21 protein-coding genes are annotated in these 19,457 nt (G+C 64.9%); 6 read left to right on the top strand and 15 right to left on the bottom strand.

Annotated features, from left to right (window positions below; genetic code table 11):
* Positions 1–187 (top strand): hypothetical protein (locus ACVOKO_RS10775; protein WP_346498910.1); only part of this gene is annotated, 187 nt, incomplete at its 5' end.
* Here ACVOKO_RS10775 and ACVOKO_RS10770 read toward each other — a convergent pair.
* The 13 genes from ACVOKO_RS10770 to gspE form a co-directional block, all read right to left on the bottom strand.
* Positions 168–503 (bottom strand): YegP family protein, encoded by a 336-nt coding sequence (locus ACVOKO_RS10770; protein WP_346498909.1) that lies wholly within the window; start codon positions 501–503, stop codon positions 168–170. The genes ACVOKO_RS10775 and ACVOKO_RS10770 overlap by 20 nt on opposite strands.
* Before the next feature lie 129 nt (positions 504–632).
* On the bottom strand, positions 633–890 hold the full coding sequence (locus ACVOKO_RS10765; RefSeq protein ID WP_346498908.1) for a GIY-YIG nuclease family protein: 258 nt from the start codon (positions 888–890) through the stop codon (positions 633–635).
* Between the two features lie 21 nt (positions 891–911).
* On the bottom strand, positions 912–1,385 hold the full coding sequence (locus ACVOKO_RS10760; RefSeq protein WP_346498907.1) for a hypothetical protein: 474 nt from the start codon (positions 1,383–1,385) through the stop codon (positions 912–914).
* Between the two features lie 122 nt (positions 1,386–1,507).
* The gene (locus ACVOKO_RS10755; protein WP_346498906.1) at positions 1,508–2,581 is read right to left on the bottom strand and encodes a 3-deoxy-7-phosphoheptulonate synthase; all 1,074 of its coding nucleotides are present in this window, start codon (positions 2,579–2,581) and stop codon (positions 1,508–1,510) included.
* 262 nt (positions 2,582–2,843) lie between these two features.
* Positions 2,844–3,359, bottom strand: coding sequence for a type II secretion system protein GspM (gene gspM, locus ACVOKO_RS10750; RefSeq protein WP_346498905.1), 516 nt, complete (start codon positions 3,357–3,359; stop codon positions 2,844–2,846).
* Positions 3,356–4,513, bottom strand: coding sequence for a type II secretion system protein GspL (gene gspL / locus ACVOKO_RS10745; protein ID WP_346498904.1), 1,158 nt, complete (start codon positions 4,511–4,513; stop codon positions 3,356–3,358). Before gspL ends, gspM begins: the two co-directional genes overlap by 4 nt.
* A complete protein-coding gene (gene gspK / locus ACVOKO_RS10740; protein WP_346498903.1) occupies positions 4,510–5,454 on the bottom strand; it encodes a type II secretion system minor pseudopilin GspK in 945 nt (314 codons plus the stop codon). Before gspK ends, gspL begins: the two co-directional genes overlap by 4 nt.
* Positions 5,451–6,065, bottom strand: a complete 615-nt coding sequence (gene gspJ / locus ACVOKO_RS10735) for a type II secretion system minor pseudopilin GspJ (RefSeq protein ID WP_346498902.1) — start codon at positions 6,063–6,065, stop codon at positions 5,451–5,453. Before gspJ ends, gspK begins: the two co-directional genes overlap by 4 nt.
* The gene (gene gspI, locus ACVOKO_RS10730) at positions 6,062–6,424 is read right to left on the bottom strand and encodes a type II secretion system minor pseudopilin GspI (protein WP_346498901.1); all 363 of its coding nucleotides are present in this window, start codon (positions 6,422–6,424) and stop codon (positions 6,062–6,064) included. The genes gspJ and gspI overlap by 4 nt, the downstream gene beginning before the upstream one ends.
* The gene (gene gspH / locus ACVOKO_RS10725) at positions 6,421–6,927 is read right to left on the bottom strand and encodes a type II secretion system minor pseudopilin GspH (RefSeq protein WP_346498900.1); all 507 of its coding nucleotides are present in this window, start codon (positions 6,925–6,927) and stop codon (positions 6,421–6,423) included. The genes gspI and gspH overlap by 4 nt, the downstream gene beginning before the upstream one ends.
* Before the next feature lie 2 nt (positions 6,928–6,929).
* A complete protein-coding gene (gspG, locus tag ACVOKO_RS10720; protein ID WP_057626832.1) occupies positions 6,930–7,358 on the bottom strand; it encodes a type II secretion system major pseudopilin GspG in 429 nt (142 codons plus the stop codon).
* Between the two features lie 7 nt (positions 7,359–7,365).
* Positions 7,366–8,571, bottom strand: a complete 1,206-nt coding sequence (gspF, locus tag ACVOKO_RS10715; protein WP_346498899.1) for a type II secretion system inner membrane protein GspF — start codon at positions 8,569–8,571, stop codon at positions 7,366–7,368.
* A gap of 28 nt (positions 8,572–8,599) precedes the next feature.
* Positions 8,600–10,111, bottom strand: coding sequence for a type II secretion system ATPase GspE (gene gspE / locus ACVOKO_RS10710; protein ID WP_346498898.1), 1,512 nt, complete (start codon positions 10,109–10,111; stop codon positions 8,600–8,602).
* Positions 10,112–10,431: 320 nt separating this feature from the next.
* Between gspE and ACVOKO_RS10705 the strand changes: the two genes are divergently transcribed.
* The 5 genes from ACVOKO_RS10705 (at position 10,432) to trxC (ending at position 16,953) form a co-directional block, all read left to right on the top strand.
* On the top strand, positions 10,432–10,899 hold the full coding sequence (locus ACVOKO_RS10705) for a type II secretion system protein N (protein ID WP_346498897.1): 468 nt from the start codon (positions 10,432–10,434) through the stop codon (positions 10,897–10,899).
* A complete protein-coding gene (gspD, locus tag ACVOKO_RS10700; RefSeq protein ID WP_346498896.1) occupies positions 10,896–12,812 on the top strand; it encodes a type II secretion system secretin GspD in 1,917 nt (638 codons plus the stop codon). Before ACVOKO_RS10705 ends, gspD begins: the two co-directional genes overlap by 4 nt.
* Positions 12,813–12,904: 92 nt before the next feature.
* On the top strand, positions 12,905–15,808 hold the full coding sequence (locus tag ACVOKO_RS10695; RefSeq protein ID WP_346498895.1) for a M66 family metalloprotease: 2,904 nt from the start codon (positions 12,905–12,907) through the stop codon (positions 15,806–15,808).
* A 46-nt stretch (positions 15,809–15,854) separates the two neighbouring features.
* On the top strand, positions 15,855–16,412 hold the full coding sequence (locus ACVOKO_RS10690; RefSeq protein ID WP_346498894.1) for a type II secretion system protein N: 558 nt from the start codon (positions 15,855–15,857) through the stop codon (positions 16,410–16,412).
* 61 nt (positions 16,413–16,473) lie between these two features.
* On the top strand, positions 16,474–16,953 hold the full coding sequence (trxC, locus tag ACVOKO_RS10685) for a thioredoxin TrxC (protein WP_430980761.1): 480 nt from the start codon (positions 16,474–16,476) through the stop codon (positions 16,951–16,953).
* 429 nt (positions 16,954–17,382) lie between these two features.
* Here the strand turns inward: trxC and groL are convergent, their stop codons facing one another.
* Both groL and ACVOKO_RS10675 read right to left on the bottom strand, forming a co-directional pair.
* Positions 17,383–19,029, bottom strand: coding sequence for a chaperonin GroEL (groL, locus tag ACVOKO_RS10680; protein ID WP_346498893.1), 1,647 nt, complete (start codon positions 19,027–19,029; stop codon positions 17,383–17,385).
* Between the two features lie 134 nt (positions 19,030–19,163).
* The gene (locus ACVOKO_RS10675; protein ID WP_057631623.1) at positions 19,164–19,451 is read right to left on the bottom strand and encodes a co-chaperone GroES; all 288 of its coding nucleotides are present in this window, start codon (positions 19,449–19,451) and stop codon (positions 19,164–19,166) included.
* Positions 19,452–19,457 lie beyond the last annotated feature (6 nt).

The following is a 19,457-nucleotide window of genomic DNA, read 5'->3' as shown; positions in this document are numbered from 1 at the left end:
ATGCTCGGCAGGGGCTTTACCGCGAAGGCCCCTTGCCGAGCATGGCTCGGCACTACATGTCGGTTTTATTGGCAAGACCTCTGCCGAGCATGGCTCGGCACTACAATTGAAAAAAACCCGGGTTTTGCCCGGGTTTTTCCTTTTTCAGCACAACAGCAACAACACCGCTATGCGGTCTTGTCCTTGATCGTTGTGCTGGGCCCATTGCCCTTGACGCTGGTGATGCCCGCTTCACGCGCGGCCTGCGAGGCATACAGCTGGCTGCTGCCGATCACCTGGTGGTTGGCCGCTTTCAGATTGAAATGGTAGCGCCCGTCGCTGGCGGTCTTGCGCTCGTAATGCGCTTCGTCCGGGCTGTTCTTCTGCACTGAAGCGATGCCGTTCTCGGCCGCCGTGCGGGTGGTGTAACGCTCGCTGGTCAGGATGACCTCGGCGTTGCCTGCCTTGAGCACGAAATAGAACTGACCGTCGCTGCTCTTGTCCAACTCATACCAACCTGCCATCGCAATACCCCGCTTGAGGATGATGCCGGCACGCTGCCGCCCTGCTACCGCCGCCGCATGCGTGGCTGATGCCCGGGTGACCGGACGTTGGAAGCCGCGAGCTGCCGCGGCTACAGGTGCGACTCTACCTCAATCTTCTGTCCGTTCCAGCCAGGCCAATTTGCGCTCGCGTGGCAGCTGCTTGATCTGCCATTCCGCGCGGGACGCTGCCGAGCGGTCCGCGTAGGGACGGCTGGCCAGCACCCGCAGCGGCGGGTGCGCGCGGGTATAGCGCGCACCCTTGCCGGCAGCATGGGCCAGGAAACGGGCCTCCACATCGGTGGTGATACCTGCGTAGTAGCTGCCATCACGGCATTCCAGCAGATACAGAAACCACAGACCCTTCACCTGCCCCTGCTCCCTGCCAACTTACAGGCTGGCTGCGTCAGCAATCTTGCACAGGCCTTCGCCGACGGCTTTGTTCGAGGTCATCTGACCGCCCTTGATGCTGAAACGCACTTCCACGCGAACGCTGCCGTCAGGCTGACGACGCACGGTGGTGCGCAGCGGCACGGTCGAGCCGCCGCCACCGCGGACCGGATTCTCGGCAGCGATATAGCCGGTGGTCTCGTTCGGGTAAACACCTACCATGCCTTCGGCCTCGATCGCGGCCACGGTCTTTGCGAACGCAACCGGGTAGCTGACGCCTTCATGGTCGGTCGAGGCCAGGAACTGCTTGCCGGTAGTGAAACCACCGGCCACCGACAGGTTCTGCAGGCAGCCGCTGCCCGAGTCCACAACTTCCTTCTTGGCCAGGGCCAGCGTCGGCACCAGCATCAATGCCAGCGCCACGGTGCACATACGGGTACGCATCACTTCCTTCTCCTTGGAGCGGTGATTCATTAGGCTTCCTGCCAGAGAAGGTGCTCCCCCTGTCCCAACAGCAGGCGGGAGGCCTACCGCCCCCCGCCGGGTAAACTACTTGTACTGTCTGCTATGCGCCAGTGAAACCATCACTTGGTCGCTCAGGCCGCGGCTTCCAGCTGCACACGGCGGCGCGCACGTACCGCGTCCGCCAGGCGTTCCAGCACCTGCACGGTGCTGTCCCAATCGATGCAGCCGTCGGTGATGCTCTGCCCGTAGACCAGCGGTTGGCCTTCGACCAGGTCCTGGCGGCCGGCCACCAGGTGGCTTTCGACCATCACCCCGACAATGCGCTGCTCACCGGCTTGCAGCTGGCCGGCGATGTCGTCGATCACCTTGGGCTGGTTTTCCGGCTTCTTGCTGCTGTTGGCGTGGCTGGCGTCGATCATCAACCGCGCCGGCAGCTGCGATTTGGCAAGCACGTCACTGGCGGCCTGCACACTGGCGGCATCGTAGTTCGGGGCCTTGCCACCGCGCAGGATCACATGGCAGTCCGGGTTGCCCTGGGTGGCCACGATGGCGGTGCCGCCTTCCTTGGTCACCGACAGGAAGTGGTGCGGATGCGAGGCCGCGCCGACTGCGTCGGTGGCGATCTTCACATCGCCGGTGGTGCCGTTCTTGAAGCCGACCGGGCATGACAGCCCCGAAGCCAGCTCACGGTGCACCTGGCTTTCGGTGGTACGTGCGCCGATTGCACCCCAGGCCACCAGGTCGGCGATGTACTGCGGCGAGATCACATCGAGGAATTCCACGCCGGCCGGCAGGCCGAGGCGATTGATGTCACGCAACAGGCCGCGCGCCACGCGCAGGCCCTTGTTGATGTTGAAGCTGCCATCCAGGTCCGGATCGTTGATCAGCCCCTTCCAGCCCACCGTGGTGCGCGGCTTTTCGAAGTAAACGCGCATCACGATCTCCAGCTCGCCGCTGAGCGCATCGCGCAGCGGGCGCAGGCGCTGGGCGTATTCCATCGCCGCCACCGGATCGTGGATGGAACACGGGCCCACCACGACTGCGAGCCGGTCGTCCTGGCCGTGCAGGATGCGGTGCAGTGAAGCGCGCGCATCGGCGACGGTCTGCGAGGCCTGTTCATCACAGGGGAGCAACGACAACAGCTGTGCCGGCGAGGTCAGTGGTTCAAGCTTGCGGATACGTAAATCATCGGTATGGGGGGGCATGGGGGTCTCCAGTTCAAAACGAAGTGAATGGTTCTGCCCCAGCGAGGCGGCATGAAAAAAGCCGCCAGGTTCGCTGGCGGCTTTTCGGGAATGCATCTGAAAGTTTCTTCAGGGTAAGCGCAGTCCTTCCTCCGCCAGCGGCTTGGGAAAGTAATACCAAAAATAAAAGCTGGCGCGGGCTGCGTTCATGGGGAGCATTGATAACACGGTTTTTTGTGCGATGCGACAGTTTCAGCGGCAACAGACACTACCGCTGGCATGTTCAGCTTCCTGGCTCAACCAGCATCACCTCGCCATTCCAGCTGCCGTCGGGCTGCTGCACGAGGCTCAGTTCGGCCAGCCCCACGCCCTTGCCCTGCAGCGCCTGCAACCATGCCAGCACCGCAGCGGGCGCGCCCTCCACGCTTACTGCAACACGCTGATCCGGCCGCTGTTGTACCTGCCGCAGCGTCAGTCCCTGTTCGGCGGCCGTCGCTGACAGCATTGCTGGCAGTTGCTCGGCTTTCAGCGCGCCACGCAGATGTGCACCGGCCAGCAGACGAGGTGCATTGGTACGCAGATGCGCCTGCAACTGTTGCTCGGCAGCGGCGTTGGCGCGCGCCTGCTGCAAAGCGTGGCGTGTCGGCGACCACGCGCCGAACCAGAACGCCAGCAGCACAGCGAAAGCCAGCAATACCTGCAAGGCGATGCGGTCACGTGGCGCAAGCGCGGCCCAGCGCGTGCGCATCAGGTGTTGCACGCCGTTGCCGGTGCCGCTGCGTGTGGTGGTCGTGTTCATTGCGCCTGCCCCAGATTCAATTGCATTGCACCGTCATCGAGCAGGCTCGCCTTCATCTGTATTGGCTTGGCCCGCAGACGCTGCTGCAGTGATTCGAACGCAACGGCATCGCCGCCCTGCAATTGCAGCGTGAGCTCACCGGTGCGGGCGTCAAACCGCAGCTGCTGCACCTGCAGATCCGCCCCTTCCGGCATTGCTTCGGCGACGCTGGCCAGCAGCCCATCCAGACGTGTAGTCGACGCGCCCTGCTGCAGGTGCTGATCAAACTGCGCCTTCAAATTGACGATGCGGCGTTCTTCCGGGAACAAGCCCTTGTAGATGGATTCATTGACCTGCCGGTAACCGCCCGCCTGCTGCTGCAGCAACCAGATATGCAGGCCATCAAATGCCAGTTGCGCTACCAACACCGCCGCCAGCGCCCAGGCCACGGGCTTCCAATGGCGCAGATGCAGGCGCGATGCCGGCGCGAAGTTGCCCTGGGCAAGATCCAGCGCATGCGCGGTGCGTGCCACCATCCACGCCGGCAGCGCCACATCCAGGGCCTGCAGACTCACATCCGCGGCAAGCGCCAGCTGCGGGGTGACATCGCTGGCATGGAGTACCCGGCAGGGTCCCGGCAGCCGCTCCAACAGTGCCGGCAGCTGCGCGGGCGCCAATGCCAGCCGCAGCTCATCGGTGCCAGCCAGCAGGCAGCGGTTGTTGCCCCAGCACAGCGTGGTGACCTCATTGGGCAGCAGGTCGGCATCAACATGGATGGCACCGACCTGCGCGCCCTTGCCGCGCAGGTACTGCAGCCAACCCTCCAGCAGGCTGCGGTTGATCGCAACCACGCGTTGTCGCCCATCGCTCAAGGTTTCACCCAGCGCCAGATGCAGGTCTTCCACGTCCTCGGCCAACAAGGGCTCGACCGCATACGGCAATGCCTTGCGCTGCCAGTGCGCATTGCCTGCCGGCAGGTTCACCGCGCAGCTGGCCACATGCTCAACCGGAACGATCAAGGCAATGGCGCGGCCCTTGAGCCTTGCCAGGGCATCAACCAAGGGCAGCCGTGCGGTCTGCTGGCCGTCGCTCCAGGTCACCTGCAGGTCGTCATCCAGGTGCGTATTGCACCAGGCGGGCAGGAACAGGCATGGCAATGCCGGCGGCGACTTCATCGATCTTTCTCCGGAAAAACAGGGGGAACCAGCTGGCGGGCAACCACCCGGGCGGCGCCAGCATCACGCTGCAGCACACTGAGCAGGCGCAGGCGCCGCTCGCCGATGGCAACCTCGCTGCTGGCCTGGAACCAGTTGCTGCTGACCGCCAAGCCACTTCTGGCGACCTGCCTGCGTTGCAGCAGCGGCTGCGCGAGCAGGCCATCGACGCTGGCAAAGCCCGAGCCACCGCGTGCATCGGCCAGCCGCCGGCCATCGCCCAGCGCAAGCCCATCGGCAAGGCTGGCCAGAACCCAGGGGTCGGCGGTATTGAGATTGAGCGTGGCGCCGGCCGGCAACGCGCTGACGTGCGGCAACAACCGTTGATACGCCGCCTCATCGAAACCTGCGAGCAGGCGCAGCTCGCTGACATCGCGCAGCGCGCGCCGCGCGGGCTGGTAGGCAGGCTCTCGGCGGTGGTAGCTGCGCTCGGCCTGCAGCCGGATTGCATCCGGTGCCAGTGCCGGTGCGATCCACGCCACCACCTGCCAGGCCAGCTGCGGATCCAACTGCAGCAGCACCAGCAGCCGCTGCAGGCGGGCGAAGGCATCCGCATCCACCTGCCCGCCCTGGACCACGCTGTTGAGATTGAAGCGCCCGCTCAAGTCGTCGATGGACACGCTCAGGCCGCCGCCTTCCACCGGGTAGAGCGGCAACGGTTGCGCCCAGGCCTCGCCGCGGTGATCGGTGGCGCTGGCTTGTCGCAGGTCCGCCGCCAACAGCGCGATCGCCAACTGCTCACCACCACGCGCGTACTGCCAGGCCTGCCGCGCATGCAGCTGGTTGGCGATGCTGCGGATCGACAATTGCTGGCGGGTGACCAGTGCCGCGCAGACGGTGGCGGCCAGCGCCACCACCAGCAGCACGGTGATCAGGGCAACCCCGTATTGCCTGCGCTTCACGATGGCCGCCCGCTTGTCGCGCCATCGGGCAACACCAGCACGCGCCGCAGCGCACCGAAACGCGGGTGCTGCAGCCGCAGCTCCAGCGCGCGCGGCAGTGGCTGGGCATCGTTGCCATGCCATTGCGTGCGCCACACCCCTTGCCGGTCCAGGTAACGCCACTGCACGCCGCTGACGTCCGGCAGCACAACCTGGCGTTGCGCTGTTGCGCCGTCGGCACGGTCCAGCACCGGCCAGTATTCGCGCGCCAGCACCGTGCCGTCCTGACGCCAACGCACGCGTTGCAGCTGGGCACGCGGGGCCGCCAGCGGATTGCCCCAGCCGGCCCGCGTCCATTGCAGGCCCTGCCCGTCCGGATCGCTCCAGAACGCGGGTTCCTCGCTGCCGTCGGCATCCAGTACCGGGCGTTCCAGCGCCTGTTCGACATCCCGCTCAAGGCTGCTCATGGCGCGTACGAGCTGTCGCAGCTGCTGCTCCTGTTGGCGGGTCTGCGCATCCACGCGCACCGCGCTGAGCAGCAGGCGATGGCTGGCAATGCCGACCAGGGCGAAGATCGCCACGGCGACCAGCACTTCCAGCAAGGTGAAGCCGGCAACGGCGGTCCGCTTCAACGGCTGACTCCAACGAAGCCGCTCAGGCTGACCCCGCCATCCTCGCCGCCGGCATCGCTGACCCGTATCCGCACCAGCCGCAGCTGCGGCTCGGCGGTGGCCTGGATGTCGCGTACCACACGCCAACGGCGTCCGCCCTGCTCGACGATGTCATCGTTGATGCCCGGTTGCGCGACGCCCTGCAACTGCAGTTCGGCCAGCGTGGTATCGGCGAGCCAGCCCGCCAGCGCACGGTTCTCCAGCACGCGTGCATTGCGTACATGCCGTTGCAGAGTGGCATGCACCATTGCCGCGACCACCGCCAGCACCGCCAATGCCACCATCACCTCGAGCAGGGTGAATCCACGCGCCTGCCTCATGGCGTTGAAACCTGCTGCACCTGCAGCTCGCTCATACCATCACTGTCGATCCGGTACACCAGTCCATGCCTGCTGGTGTCCTTGATGCGGGCGCTGAACGGCGTCCACTGTGCCGAAGACGACAGCACGATCTGCGGCGCCGCGTCGGCAGCGGGGCTGGCAGGCAGCGCTACCGCTGCACCTTCCAGCAACAGCTGCAGCTGCAGGTTGTCCGGCAGTTGCCGTGGCACCCAGCCGGGCTGCGCATGCCAACGTCCATCGCGGTTGTCATAGGCGCGCATCTCATAGCCCTGCGCGCTGAGGCGGATGCCGTACTCACGGTTGTCCAGCACCGCCTCATCGGCAAGCAGGTGCACCACCGCCGCCAGGCGCTCGGCCTCTTCACGCAATGCATAGCCGTCGCCGCGTGCGGTAGCGACCAGCCCCACCGCCGCCGCCAGCACGCCGACGATCACCACGACCACCAGCACTTCAACCAGGGTGAAGCCGCGCGCCCGCACCACGATCAAAGGTCCCGGCTGTCCAGGTCTGCGTCCAGTCCCTGCCCGCCTTCGCGGCCATCGGCGCCATGGCTCCACAAGTCGTAGCCGCCCTTGCTGCCCGGTGCCAGGTACAGATACGGGTTGCCCCAGGGATCAACCGGCATGCGTGCCAGGTAGCCTTCCGGGTTCCAGTTGTCAGCGCCGGTTGGCGGCCGCTGCACCAGCGCTTCCAGGCCCTGCTGGGTATCGGGATAGCTGCGGTTGTCGAGCCGGTACATCTCCAGCGCAGAACCAATCGCCTTCAGGTCGCCACGCGCGACGGTGACCTTGGCCTGGTCCGGCCGCCCCATCACCTTGGGCACCACCAGCGCGGCGAGAATGCCGATGATCACCACCACCACCATGATCTCGATCAGGGTGAAGCCGGCCTGGCGTCTTGCAATTGCACTCATCACTGTTTCAACCCACTAGTTGGTTCAAGGACATGATCGGCAGCAGGATGGCCAGCACGATCAACAACACCACCACGCCCATCAGCACCAGCATGAAGGGTTCGAACAAGCCGACCAGCAGCGCGATGCGCGCGGCCAGATCGGTTTCCTGGTTGCGCGCGGCACGGGCCAGCATCGCGTCCAGCTCACCGGATTTCTCGCCTGCGGCGACCATGTGCAGCAGCATCGGCGGCAGCGGCGTGTGCTGCTCCAGCGCACGGGTCAGGCTGCCGCCTTCGCGCACGACCAGCTCGGACTGCAGCAGGCCGACCTTGATGCATTGGTTGCCAACTACCTGTGCGGCAATGCGCAGCGCTTCCACCAAGGGCACGCCACTGCGCGCCAGGATGGCCAGGGTGGATGCAAAGCGGGCAGTATCCAGATCCCGCAGCAGCAGGCCGAACAGCGGCAGCTTCAGCAGCCCGGTGTCCCAGCGCAGGCGGTTTTCCGGCTGCTGCAGCGTCCGCCACAGCAGCACTCCGGACAGGACCAGCAGCGGCAGCAGCCAGGGCCCCCAATGGGTGACTGCGTTGCTGGTGGCCACCAGCGCGCGGGTAAGCCAGGGCAGTGCCTGGCCGGAGTCGACGAATACATCGATCACATCCGGCACCACATAGCCGAGCAGGAAGCCCACGATCAGGCTTGCCACCACCAGCAGGATCAGCGGATACAGCAAGGCCAGCTGGATCCGCTGGCGTGATTGCTGGCGCTGTTCGGTGTAGTCGGCCAGTTGCTCCAGCACCACGCCCAGATGGCCGCGCTCACCGGCGGCAACCATGCTTCGGTAGATCGTGGGAAAGGCGCGCGGATATGCGGCCAGCGCTGCGGCCAGGCCATGGCCTTCCAGAATCCTGCCGCGCACCGCCAACAAGGTCGCGCGTATGCGCGGTTTGCTGGTCTGTGCAGCCACCGCACGCAGCGCCTCCTCCACCGGCAAGGCGGCCTGCACCAGCGTGGCCAGCTGCCGGGTCAACAGGGCCAGATCGCTGCTGCCGATACGGCCACCGCCGCTGGCCGTGGTACCTGCATCACGCGCAGCCGCCGCTTCCACCTGCACCGGCGCAAGATTGCGCTCACGCAACTGCTGCCGCGCCTGGCGGGCACTGTCTGCCTCCAGCACGCCCTTGTGGCGACGGCCATCAGCCGACAGTGCCAGGTACTCGAACGCCGCCATCAGCGCGCCCCCTGCTGCGGATCACGACTCACAGGTCGCGCCCAACCCGCAGTACTTCTTCCAGCGTTGTCACACCGTCCAGCACCTTGGCGCGGCCGTCGTCCAGCATCGACGGGCCCTGCAGCCGCGCCTGCGCCAGCAGCTCGGCTTCGCCGGCGCCAGCATGCACCAGCGCACGCAGCTCGGGACCGAACTCGACCAGTTCGTAGATACCGGTACGGCCGCGATAGCCCTGGCCATTGCAGTGCTCACAGCCCACTGGGCGGAACAGCAGCGGCCGCTGCCAGGGCTCCATGTCCAACTGCGCACATTCGGCGGTGGAGGCCGGCGTCACCACCCGGCACTTCGGGCACAAACGGCGTACCAGCCGCTGTGCCAGCACGCCAAGCAGCGAGGAAGACAGCAGGAACGATTCCACGCCCATGTCCAGCAGGCGCGTGACCGCACCCACCGCGCTGTTGGTATGCAGCGTGGACAGCAGCAGATGGCCGGTAAGCGAGGCCTGCACGGCGATGCGTGCGGTTTCGTTGTCGCGGATCTCGCCAACCATCAATACATCCGGATCCTGCCGCAGGATGGCGCGCAGGCCACGCGCGAAGGTCATCTCGATACGGCTGTTGACCTGGGTCTGGCCGACGCCATCGAGGTGGTACTCGATGGGATCTTCGACGGTCAGGATGTTGCGCTGGCGGTTGTTGATGGCACGCAGGCCGGCATACAGGGTGGTGCTCTTGCCGGCACCGGTGGGGCCGGTGACCAGCACGATGCCGTGCGGGCGGCACAGCATGGACTGCATCACCCCGACATCGCGCACGCGCATCCCCAGGTGTTGCAGCGACAACTTGCCGGACTGTTTGTCCAGCAATCGCAGCACCACCCGTTCGCCATTGGCCGCGGGCAAGGTGGAAACACGGATATCCACCTCGCGCCCGCCTACCCGCACCGAGATGCGGCCGTCCTGCGGCAATCTTTTTTCGGCGATATCCAGCCGCGCCATCACCTTGATGCGCGATACCAGCAAGGCCGCCAGCTCGCGCCGTGGCTCCACCACGTCGCGCAGGATGCCGTCCACGCGGAAGCGCACCACCAGCCGCCGCTCGAAGGTTTCGATGTGGATGTCGGAGGCGTGTTCGGCCAGCGCTTCGCCAAGTAATGCATTGATCAAGCGGATGATGGGCGCATCGTCCTGCTGCTCGAGCAGGTCCTCGACCTGTTCCAGGCCCTCCACCAGGCTGGCCAGATCCATGCTCTCGCCGAGCTCGTCGGCCATGCTCATGGCACTGCCGGAGTCCTGTTGATAGGCCTGCTGCAGCAGCTGCTCGAACGCTTCATCAGCCACCGTGTGCTGTGCCAGCGGCCGCCCGCCGATGCGCTGCGCCTCGGCCAGTGCACTCATCGTGGCATCGGCGCGGCAGACCATCCGTGCATCGCCGTCGTCAAGCAGCAGCACGCCATGGCGGCGCGCAAACGCAAACGGCAAACGCGCCACGGGCACGCCGCCAGCCGCCGCCGGCGTTGCCGTGAGCTCGATTTCAACCATTGATACCTGCAAGGTGACATCACTGCGCGGAGCGATGTCACACTTCCCCCTGAAGATTTGTGCCGGAAAAATGCCACGTTCTAGTCAGAAAGGTGTGATTGCGCCGTCGCTTTCCGGATGCTCGTCACAAATTTGCAGCTGTTTGCATCGCCTCTCTTACGGACGCAGCTAGAGTACCGGCTTCGCAAAATCTGTCATTGCGAATACAGGGGAAAACCAGAGACCTTGGCGCTACGTTGCCCGAAAAGAGCAGCGGGCTTCCCCTTGTGCGCGCTGTTTTTGCCAGGGCGGTTTTTGCCAGGGGAGATGCCGTAACACCGATGTTCCAGTCTGATATTTCCAAACTGCTGCCCAGGGTCGTCGCGATCCTCATCACGCTTTCCGGAGCGGCTGCCTTGTCATGGCAGGCGCGCCAGATCTATCTGCAGATGCGCCAGCTGCCGGCCAGCGCCGATGTGGCGCCGCCGCGCGCGCCTGCGCTGTCGCCGCAGATGCTGCAGCGGCTGTTCGGCAGCGCTACTGCAACCGCCAGCGCTGCCGATCTGCAAGGCACGCAGCTGCAGGGCTGCATCGTCGCCGCCGACCCGCAGCAATCGCAGGCACTGATCCGCATCGTAGGCCAGGGCGCGGTCAACGTGTTCACCGGCGAGGAGTTCCTGCCCGGCGTAGTGCTGCAGCAGGTTGCCCATGACCATGTGTTGTTCAGCCGCAATGGCAGCACCGGCAGGCTGGACTTCCCGAGCGCTCACGCCAGCACCGCCGTGTTGCCTGCAGGCGCCGCCGAATGATCACCTCCTCTGTGCGCATTGCGCTGCACCGCTTTGTATTGCTGGCCGCGCTGCTTTGGCCACTGGCCAGCAGCGCCGCGCCGGCCAGCGCTTCCCCCCAGCAATGGAGCATCAACATGAAGGACACGGATATCCGTGACTTCATTGGTGCCGTGGCCAACATCACCGGCGACACCTTGATCATCGACCCGCGCGTGGTCGGCGAAGTCAGCGTCAGCACCCAGGAGCCGATGAGCCTGCCGGAAGTGCGGCGCCTGTTCCTGTCGGTGATGACGATCCACGGTTTTGCGGTGATCGAGGAAGACACCCAGACCCGGGTGGTGCCCAACGATGAGGCGCATGTGTTTGCCGATGGCCGTGGCCGCGGCGCGGATGCGATCGAGACCCGCGTGCTCACGGTGCAGCACAGCGTTGCCACCGAGCTGCTGCCGATGCTGCGACCGCTGGTTCCGGCCAACGCACATCTGGCTGCGGTGCCCACCTCCAATTCGCTGATCATCAGCGACCGGCGCGGCAATATCGCCCGCATCGAGGCACTGCTGCGGCAGCTGGATGCGCCCAAGCTGCATGGTCATGCCGACTACGAGGTGCAGTTCGCCAGCGTGGAGAACCTGCAGAAGCTGCTGCAGGCCAGCCTTGGCGCGACCAGCGCAGGCTCGGCCACCAAGGTGCTGGCCGACACCCGCACCAACCGCCTGCTGATCTTCGGCCCGGAGCAAGCCCGCCAGCGATTGCTGGAACTGGCGCGCTCGCTGGACGTGGATGCGCCCCGTTCCACCACCACCCAGGTGATCCGCCTGCAGCACGGCGATGCCAAGCAGATGGCGCAGACCCTGGGCGCCATCGGCGATTCGATCAAGCAGGAAGGCGATGACAAACAGACCCAGACCGGCACCCTGATCCGCGCCGATGAAAGCCTCAACGCTGTCGTCATCCACGCAAAGCCCGAAATGCTGCAGGTACTGACCGACATCGTCCGGCAGCTGGACATCCCGCGCTCGCAGGTACTGGTGGAAGCGGCCATCGTCGAGATCTCCGGCGACATCGAAGACGCGCTCGGCGTGCAATGGGCGCTGGATGGCGGCTCGCGCAGCAACGGCGTGGGCGGGGTCAACTACAACAACACCGGGCTGTCGATCGGCACTCTGCTCAGTTCGCTGGCCGCCGGTACCACGCCGACATCGCTGCCTTCAGGCGCCATTCTCGGCATCGGCAACAGCAACTTCGGCGCACTGGTGACCGCGCTGTCGACCAATTCCAAGAACAACCTGCTGTCCACGCCGACGCTGCTGACCCTGGATCACGAACCGGCGGAAATCCTGGTTGGGCAGAACGTGCCGTTCCAGACCGGCTCGTACACCACCACCGGCGATGGCACCAGCAATCCGTTCACCACCATCCAGCGCCAGGACATCGGCGTGACCCTCAAGGTGACGCCGCATATCAACCAGGGCGGCACGCTGCGCCTGGAAATCGAACAGGAGATCTCCTCGCTGGCGGCAACGCCCGCAGGCATCACCTTGTCCGATGTGATCACCAACAAGCGCTCGATCAAGAGCACCATCCTGGCCAACGATGGGCAGGTGATCGTGCTCGGCGGCCTGATCCAGGATGACGTCACCCATACCCGCGCCAGCGTGCCCTTGCTTGGCAGCATTCCCGGCCTGGGCAGGTTGTTCAGCTCCACCAGCGACACCCGGGTCAAACGCAATCTGATGGTGTTCCTGCGCCCGACGGTGATCCTCGGCCAGAGTGCAGCCAGCGACATGAGCGAGCGCAAGTATCTGGATCTGCGGCAAACGCCCAGCGCGCACGGCAAGTACGCCAATCCTTTACCTCCCTCGCCCGAACAACTGTTCGATCGCGGCCAGGGAGCTTCTGAACGTGGCGGCACGCGGACACCCGATCGCTGACACGTTCATCCACGAGCAGCCCAGCCACCGGTTTGGGGCCGGAACGGGCTGTTCGGTTTCACCGCAATAGTTCAAAACAAGGGGAGAACTACTTGAACAACGCAATCAACCTGCGCGCGCTTGCGCTGGCAATGAGCATGGTGCTGCTCGCAGCATGCGACAAAAGCGAAGCACCGGCAGACAAAGAGACTGGCAGCGGCAACGGCGGCGACACCTCGGTGCCGGTTGTACCCGACCCGCCCACCGATGAAGGCAACGGCGACACCGGCTTCGGCAACGATATCGATGTAGGCGGCTCCGGTGGCGATGGCAACGGCGCAGGCACTGGCGGCGAGGCTGGCAGCGGCGGCAGTGAAGGCGGCAATGGCGGCGAAACCATCCCTCCGGTGCCACCGACACCCGAGCCTGAGCCCGAACCCACGCCTACCCCTGCCGACCCCTACCCGGAGCCCACTTCGGCCCGCTATGACGAAGTGGACCTGAAGGGTTTCTACGACATCGATCCCAGCGGCGCGGTGCGCGCGGTACGCAATGACCTGGTTGGCTCGCTGCCGGCGATGATCCAGTTCGGCCAGAGCCACACGGTCGACCCCAGCGGCAATGAAGCCAAGAACATGCCACGCCTAACCACCGAGCGCGAAGCCCTGCTGCTGGTCACCCCGGATCCATCGCTGAAGGATATCGACGCGCTCAACGTGACCGTCTCGGTGGATGGCACGGTGATGGGTACCGCACAGCTGCTCCACCCCAATTCCATGTACCGCTCGGACTACAACAACACCGACGGCCGGCCCGACTACAACTATTCCCGCCGCGCCTGGACCACGCGCCTGCCGTGGGATTGGGTAAAGCCCGGCATGAGCCTGAGCATCACCGACGACAAGGCCCGCAGTGGCAGCCTTGCTGCCGACAAGATCGATTTCGGTGCGCCGGCCGAGCTGGTGGTGCACAACATCCGCCTGGGCATGCTCACCGACCCACCGGCTGAAACCGATGCCTTCTGGCTGCTGAAAAACCCCGAGCAGGGCGCAGCGGATTACTTCCAGACCATCCCCGCCGCACGCATGACCGTGGCCTATTACGAGCCGATGAAGCTGGACAAGGTGATGGTCGCCAACGGCACCATCTACGACACCGCCAGTACCGGCGAAGGTGGTGTATATGCCGGTGACATGCGCGAGAACACCGGCAAATCCACGGTCAGCGTCGGCATCAACCTGGCCAACTTCGGTGCCACCGCCTCCGGCATGGCCGGGCAGTCGCAGCCGCAGTGGTTCCAGAACGTGGTGGCGCACCACGCCGTCGGCATGTACAGCAACGGCAAGCAGAGCCATGGCCTGAGCGGCGGCAACGGCATGCTGACGCTGTACTCCACCAGCGGCAATGAATTCAGCCACGAGATCGGCCATCACTACGGGCTGGGCCATTACCCGGGCCAGTCCGGTGACAACTACTTCCTGTCCGGCCACCACCACGACAGCGGCTGGGGTTACATCGCCTACCGCAAGCGCATGCGTGCCAATTTCCATTGGCGGCAGGCCAAGAACGGCGCCCTGAACGGCATGCCGATCTATGACGACACCTACAGCTTTGCCACCGACGCAATGGCCGGTGGTGGTTTCTCCAGTGCACTGTCGCGCTATACCCATTACACCGGCTACAGCACCAAGATCGCCATCCAGCCGCGCTTGAACAAGCCGGTGCCCTCGCAGAGTTCGGCGACCGGCTACCTCGGCTGGAATGCGAACACCCGTCAGATGGAACCGGTAACCGGCAAGGTGCCGACCAGCAAGGAATTGTTCTTCAACTCGCCGGACGGCAACTACCTCAAGCCACGCCTGGTCGGCACACCGGTGTTCACCGTGCTCGGCGGCTACGACCCCAGCACCGGCAAGGCGCTTTTGTACCCCGCATTCCGTGGCAACTGGGGCAATGTGTTCGACCTGCCGACACCGATCGACAACGCCAGCACCCGCCAATGCTGGCTGCAGGTGAGCTTTGCCGGTGGCAGCAGCAAGCGTATTGCAGTAGCCCCCACCGTGCTGCAGACCAACTCGGTCAACAAGCTGCACGTCAATCTGGCCCAGGCCGATAACCCGCAGCAGGCCAGCCTGCAATGCCAGGAACCCGGAGCGGCAGCCAGCACGCTGGCAACGATGAGCTTCCCGCAGAACCTGCCGCCGATGAAGGCACCGGTGGTGGTCGGCAAGGAAGCCGGTTACAGCGCCCTGCGTGCGGTGGAAATGCCCGAGCTCGACCAGCTGTTGATCGCCGCCGGTGGCAAGCCACTGGTCAACCTCGGCAGCCGCGGCAACCTGCTGTATGCCAGCTGGGGCAACAACCCCACCGGGCTGTCCGCCGATGCCAAGCAGGTGCGTGATGCCTACATCGCCCAGGAGAACAAGGCCACCCGTCTCAACCGCTGGATGAACCGCTACCGCAGCGATCTGCAGGGCAGCAACAACACCGCCGCGGTGGAAGCACTCAAGGCCCTGCTGGACACGCTGGGCCTGCGGCAGACGCCATTGCTGCCGGCCGCGCAGCCGATGCTGGTCACCAACAGCAAGCATTGCCTGAAGACCGAACAGGTGGACGGCAAACCGGCGGTCTACATCGCCGACGCAAGCACCTGCACCGGCGCCGACAACGAGTTGTGGATGGCCGACCTGCGTGGCGCCATCCACAGTGCGGCCAACCCGGCACTGTGCCTGGCCGGCAACGGTGGCAACAACGGCGCGGTGACCTTGAACACCTGTGATCGCACCCTGGATGCGCAGATGTTCGACCTGAGCGCACTGCCGAAGATCGGCCGCAACAACAGCTGCCTCGATCTGTCCGGTGGCTTCCTCACCAACGGCCGCGGCAAGCTGATCACCTACTCGTGCACCAACGGCGTCAACCAGCGCTGGAACGGGCTCAGCGCCAACGACAACGCACTGCTGACGCTGCTCAGTCCCAACAACCTGGTTGTGCTGCGCGGTTTGAACATCCAGTAATCCGCACCTGCCCGGGGCCTCGTGCCCCGGGCTATTCCATCCGCCAATGAAGCCATCAATTCCCTCCCTGCCGCTGCTCGCCTGGATCGGCATCTGTGCCTGCGCCGCCTTCGGCAATGCGGCCCTGGCGCAGCCGGCTGCAGCGACGCAGCGGCCGCCGCTGTACGCCACCAGCAACACCCAGTCACTTCGTTTGCTGGCCACCTTCGTACACCCGCAGGCCGAACGCTCGCTGGCAGTGCTGCAGCAAGCCGGCGCGGCATCACAGACCCTGCATATCGGCCAGGACATCGGCAACGGCCTGCGCGTGCACAGCATTGCCCGCGACCACATCGTGCTCGCCCGCGGTTCACAGCTTTCAAGCCTGCGCCTGCTCGGCCAGGGTGCCGCACGCAAGCAACCGGTGCGTGCAGCCGCGACCGCGACACCGGCAACACGAGCCGGCAAGGGCGATACCTCCGCCACCTCCAACGGCGGCGTACTGCTGCGCGCCGATAATATCGATGCGGTGCGCGCGGCCTGCGGCGATAGCGCCACGATGGCCGCCCTGCCCGATGCGCAGAAGGCCGAACTGGCCGCGCTGGGACTTTGCAATACGCCTTGAGTTCGCCTTGAGTGATGTGATGGCCGGACATGCGATGGACGGTTCAGCACTGCAGCGCATAATGTTGGCTGGTCCCACGCCGTATGGTCATCCGATGAACGACACCACCGCCGAACCGCTGCAGATTGCCTGCCCGCATTGCAATGCGATCAACCGCGTTCCCGCTGATCGTCTGTCACAGGCACCGTCCTGCGGGCGTTGCCATCAGGCCTTGTTCAACGCCGCGCCGATTGCATTGAGCGCCGCCAGTTTCGAAGCGCATGCCAGCCGCTCACAGATTCCACTGCTGGTGGATTTCTGGGCCAGCTGGTGCGGGCCGTGCCGGCAGATGGCACCAGAGTTCGCCAAGGCCGCCGTGCAACTGGAGCCGCGCATGCGCCTGGGCAAACTGGACACCGAGGCAGAACCGGCCATCGCCAGCAGCTACAACATCCGCAGCATTCCAACGATGGTGCTGATCCACGGCGGCCGCGAGATAGCCCGGCAGTCCGGCGCGATGCCAGCCAGCAGCATCGTGCAATGGGCAAACAGCCACCTGTAGTGCCGGGCCATGCTCGGCAGAAACCTTCCCAGCAATGCATCAGCCTGTAGCAACGGCACTGTAGTGCCGAACCATGCTCGGCAGAGGCCTTCCCAGCAATGCATCCGCCTATGTAGGAGCGACGTAAGCCGCGAAGCCGGCACCGCTTGGAAGGCCCCCAAAGCACCCCTCCCCAACCCTCCCCTTCGCTGCGCGAAAGGGAGGGAGCCTGTAGTGCCGAGCCATGCTCGGCAGAGGCCTTCCCAGCAATGCATCCGCCATGTAGGAGCGGCGTAAGCCGCGAAGCCGGCAACACGCGAAAGGCCCCAAAAGCCAACCCCTCCCCAACCCTCCCCTTGCCTTCGGCAAAGGGAGGGAGCAAGACAAAACAAAACCCCGCCTTGCGGCGGGGTTTTGTGTACTACAAGCAGCGATGAGGCTGCGGCGGACTTAGAAGTCCATACCGCCCATGCCACCCATGCCGCCCATTCCGCCGCCGCCCATGGCCGGCTCGTCCTTCTTCGGAGCTTCGGCGACCATGGCTTCGGTGGTGATCATCAGGCCAGCGATCGAGGCTGCGTTCTGCAGCGCCGAACGGGTCACCTTGGTCGGGTCCAGGATGCCGAATTCCAGCATGTCGCCGAATTCGCCGGTGGCGGCGTTGTAGCCGAAGCTGCCGGTACCTTCCTTGACGCGGTTGACGATGACCGACGGCTCTTCACCGGCGTTGGCAACGATTTCGCGCAGCGGCGCTTCCATCGCGCGCAGGGCGATCTGGATGCCGTGGTTCTGGTCTTCGTTGTTGCCCTTCAGGCCAGCCAGTGCGGTGACAGCGCGCACCAGGGCGACGCCGCCGCCCGGGACCACGCCTTCTTCGACGGCTGCGCGGGTAGCGTGCAGGGCGTCGTCAACGCGGTCCTTCTTTTCCTTCATTTCGATTTCGGTCGAAGCACCGACCTTGATCACGGCAACGCCGCCGGCCAGCTTGGCAACGCGTTCCTGCAGCTTCTCGCGGTCGTAGTCCGAAGAGGTTTCTTCGATCTGGGCCTTGATCTGCTTGACGCGGGACTCGATGGCAGCGGTATCGCCGGCGCCGTCGATGACGGTGGTGTTTTCCTTGGAAACCTGCACCTTCTTGGCGCGGCCCAGGTCCTTGATGGTGGCCTTTTCCAGCGACAGGCCAACTTCTTCGGAGATCACGGTGCCGCCGGTCAGCACGGCCATGTCTTCCAGCATCGCCTTGCGACGGTCGCCGAAGCCCGGTGCCTTGACGGCCACGACCTTGACGATGCCACGGATGGTGTTGACCACCAGCGTAGCCAGCGCTTCGCCTTCGATGTCTTCAGCGATGATCAGCAACGGCTTGCCGGCCTTGGCGACGCCTTCCAGCACCGGCAGCAGCTCACGCACGTTGGAGATCTTCTTGTCGTGCAGCAGGATGTACGGGTCTTCCAGGTCAGCGGTCTGCGACTGCTGGTTGTTGATGAAGTACGGCGACAGGTAGCCGCGGTCGAACTGCATGCCCTCGACGACGTCCAGCTCGTTTTCCAGACCCGAACCTTCTTCAACCGTGATCACGCCTTCCTTGCCGACCTTCTGCATCGCTTCGGCAATGATGTTGCCGATCGACTCGTCCGAGTTGGCCGAGATGGTGCCGACCTGGGCAATTGCCTTGTCGTCGGTGGTGGGCTTGGAGATGTTCTTCAGCTCGGCGACGGCGGCGATGACAGCCTTGTCGATACCGCGCTTGAGGTCCATCGGGTTCATGCCGGCAGCAACGGCCTTGGCGCCTTCGCGGATCAGGGCCTGGGCCAGCACGGTGGCGGTGGTGGTGCCGTCGCCAGCGTCGTCATTGGTGCGCGAAGCAACTTCCTTCACCATCTGCGCGCCCATGTTCTCGAACTTGTCAGCCAGTTCGATTTCCTTGGCGACGGACACGCCGTCCTTGGTGATGGTCGGGGCGCCGAAGCTCTTCTCGAGCACGACATTGCGGCCCTTCGGGCCCAGGGTTGCCTTGACGGCATTGGCGAGAACATTGACGCCGCGCACCATGCGCGAACGAGCGTCTTCACCGAAACGAATATCCTTGGCAGCCATTGTCTTGAAACCTCGGGAATGGGGATTGGAAAATAGAAAAGGGGTAAATCAGCAGCGGTGCTTCGAGGACGGGGGGAAGGTCGGCGCAACGCGCCTTTGCCACTCCCAATCGCGAATCACCGCTGCAAAGGCAATCAGCCGATGATGGCCAGCACGTCGTCTTCGCGCAGCACCTTGTACTCGACGCCTTCGGCCTTGTAGGACGAACCGGCGTACTGGCCGTAGATGACCTTGTCGCCGACCTTCAGCGAGGGGGCACGCACCGAACCGTTGTCCAGCGGCTTGCCCGGGCCCACGGCCACGACTTCACCCTTGGTGGACTTTTCCTTGGCCGAATCCGGGATCAGGATGCCGCCGGCGGAGATTTCGTCGGCTTCGATCGGCTTGACCACAACGCGGTCGTGAAGCGGCTTGATGCTCATGAAAGA

This window comes from Stenotrophomonas sp. STEN240, assembly GCF_056756175.1.
This window is presented reverse-complemented; position numbering and strand designations above follow the sequence as displayed.

Bases quoted from the DNA above. Each gene is read 5' to 3' on its own strand.
- ACVOKO_RS10770 (WP_346498909.1), bottom strand. From the start codon at position 503: ATGGCAGGTTGGTATGAGTTGGACAAGAGCAGCGACGGTCAGTTCTAT.
- ACVOKO_RS10760 (WP_346498907.1), bottom strand. From the start codon at position 1,385: ATGAATCACCGCTCCAAGGAGAAGGAAGTGATGCGTACCCGTATGTGC.
- ACVOKO_RS10755 (WP_346498906.1), bottom strand. From the start codon at position 2,581: ATGCCCCCCCATACCGATGATTTACGTATCCGCAAGCTTGAACCACTG.
- gspM (WP_346498905.1), bottom strand. From the start codon at position 3,359: ATGAACACGACCACCACACGCAGCGGCACCGGCAACGGCGTGCAACAC.
- gspL (WP_346498904.1), bottom strand. From the start codon at position 4,513: ATGAAGTCGCCGCCGGCATTGCCATGCCTGTTCCTGCCCGCCTGGTGC.
- gspI (WP_346498901.1), bottom strand. From the start codon at position 6,424: ATGAGGCAGGCGCGTGGATTCACCCTGCTCGAGGTGATGGTGGCATTG.
- gspG (WP_057626832.1), bottom strand. From the start codon at position 7,358: ATGAGTGCAATTGCAAGACGCCAGGCCGGCTTCACCCTGATCGAGATC.
- gspF (WP_346498899.1), bottom strand. From the start codon at position 8,571: ATGGCGGCGTTCGAGTACCTGGCACTGTCGGCTGATGGCCGTCGCCAC.
- gspE (WP_346498898.1), bottom strand. From the start codon at position 10,111: ATGGTTGAAATCGAGCTCACGGCAACGCCGGCGGCGGCTGGCGGCGTG.
- ACVOKO_RS10705 (WP_346498897.1), top strand. From the start codon at position 10,432: ATGTTCCAGTCTGATATTTCCAAACTGCTGCCCAGGGTCGTCGCGATC.
- gspD (WP_346498896.1), top strand. From the start codon at position 10,896: ATGATCACCTCCTCTGTGCGCATTGCGCTGCACCGCTTTGTATTGCTG.
- ACVOKO_RS10690 (WP_346498894.1), top strand. From the start codon at position 15,855: ATGAAGCCATCAATTCCCTCCCTGCCGCTGCTCGCCTGGATCGGCATC.
- trxC (WP_430980761.1), top strand. From the start codon at position 16,474: ATGTTGGCTGGTCCCACGCCGTATGGTCATCCGATGAACGACACCACC.
- groL (WP_346498893.1), bottom strand. From the start codon at position 19,029: ATGGCTGCCAAGGATATTCGTTTCGGTGAAGACGCTCGTTCGCGCATG.
- ACVOKO_RS10675 (WP_057631623.1), bottom strand. From the start codon at position 19,451: ATGAGCATCAAGCCGCTTCACGACCGCGTTGTGGTCAAGCCGATCGAA.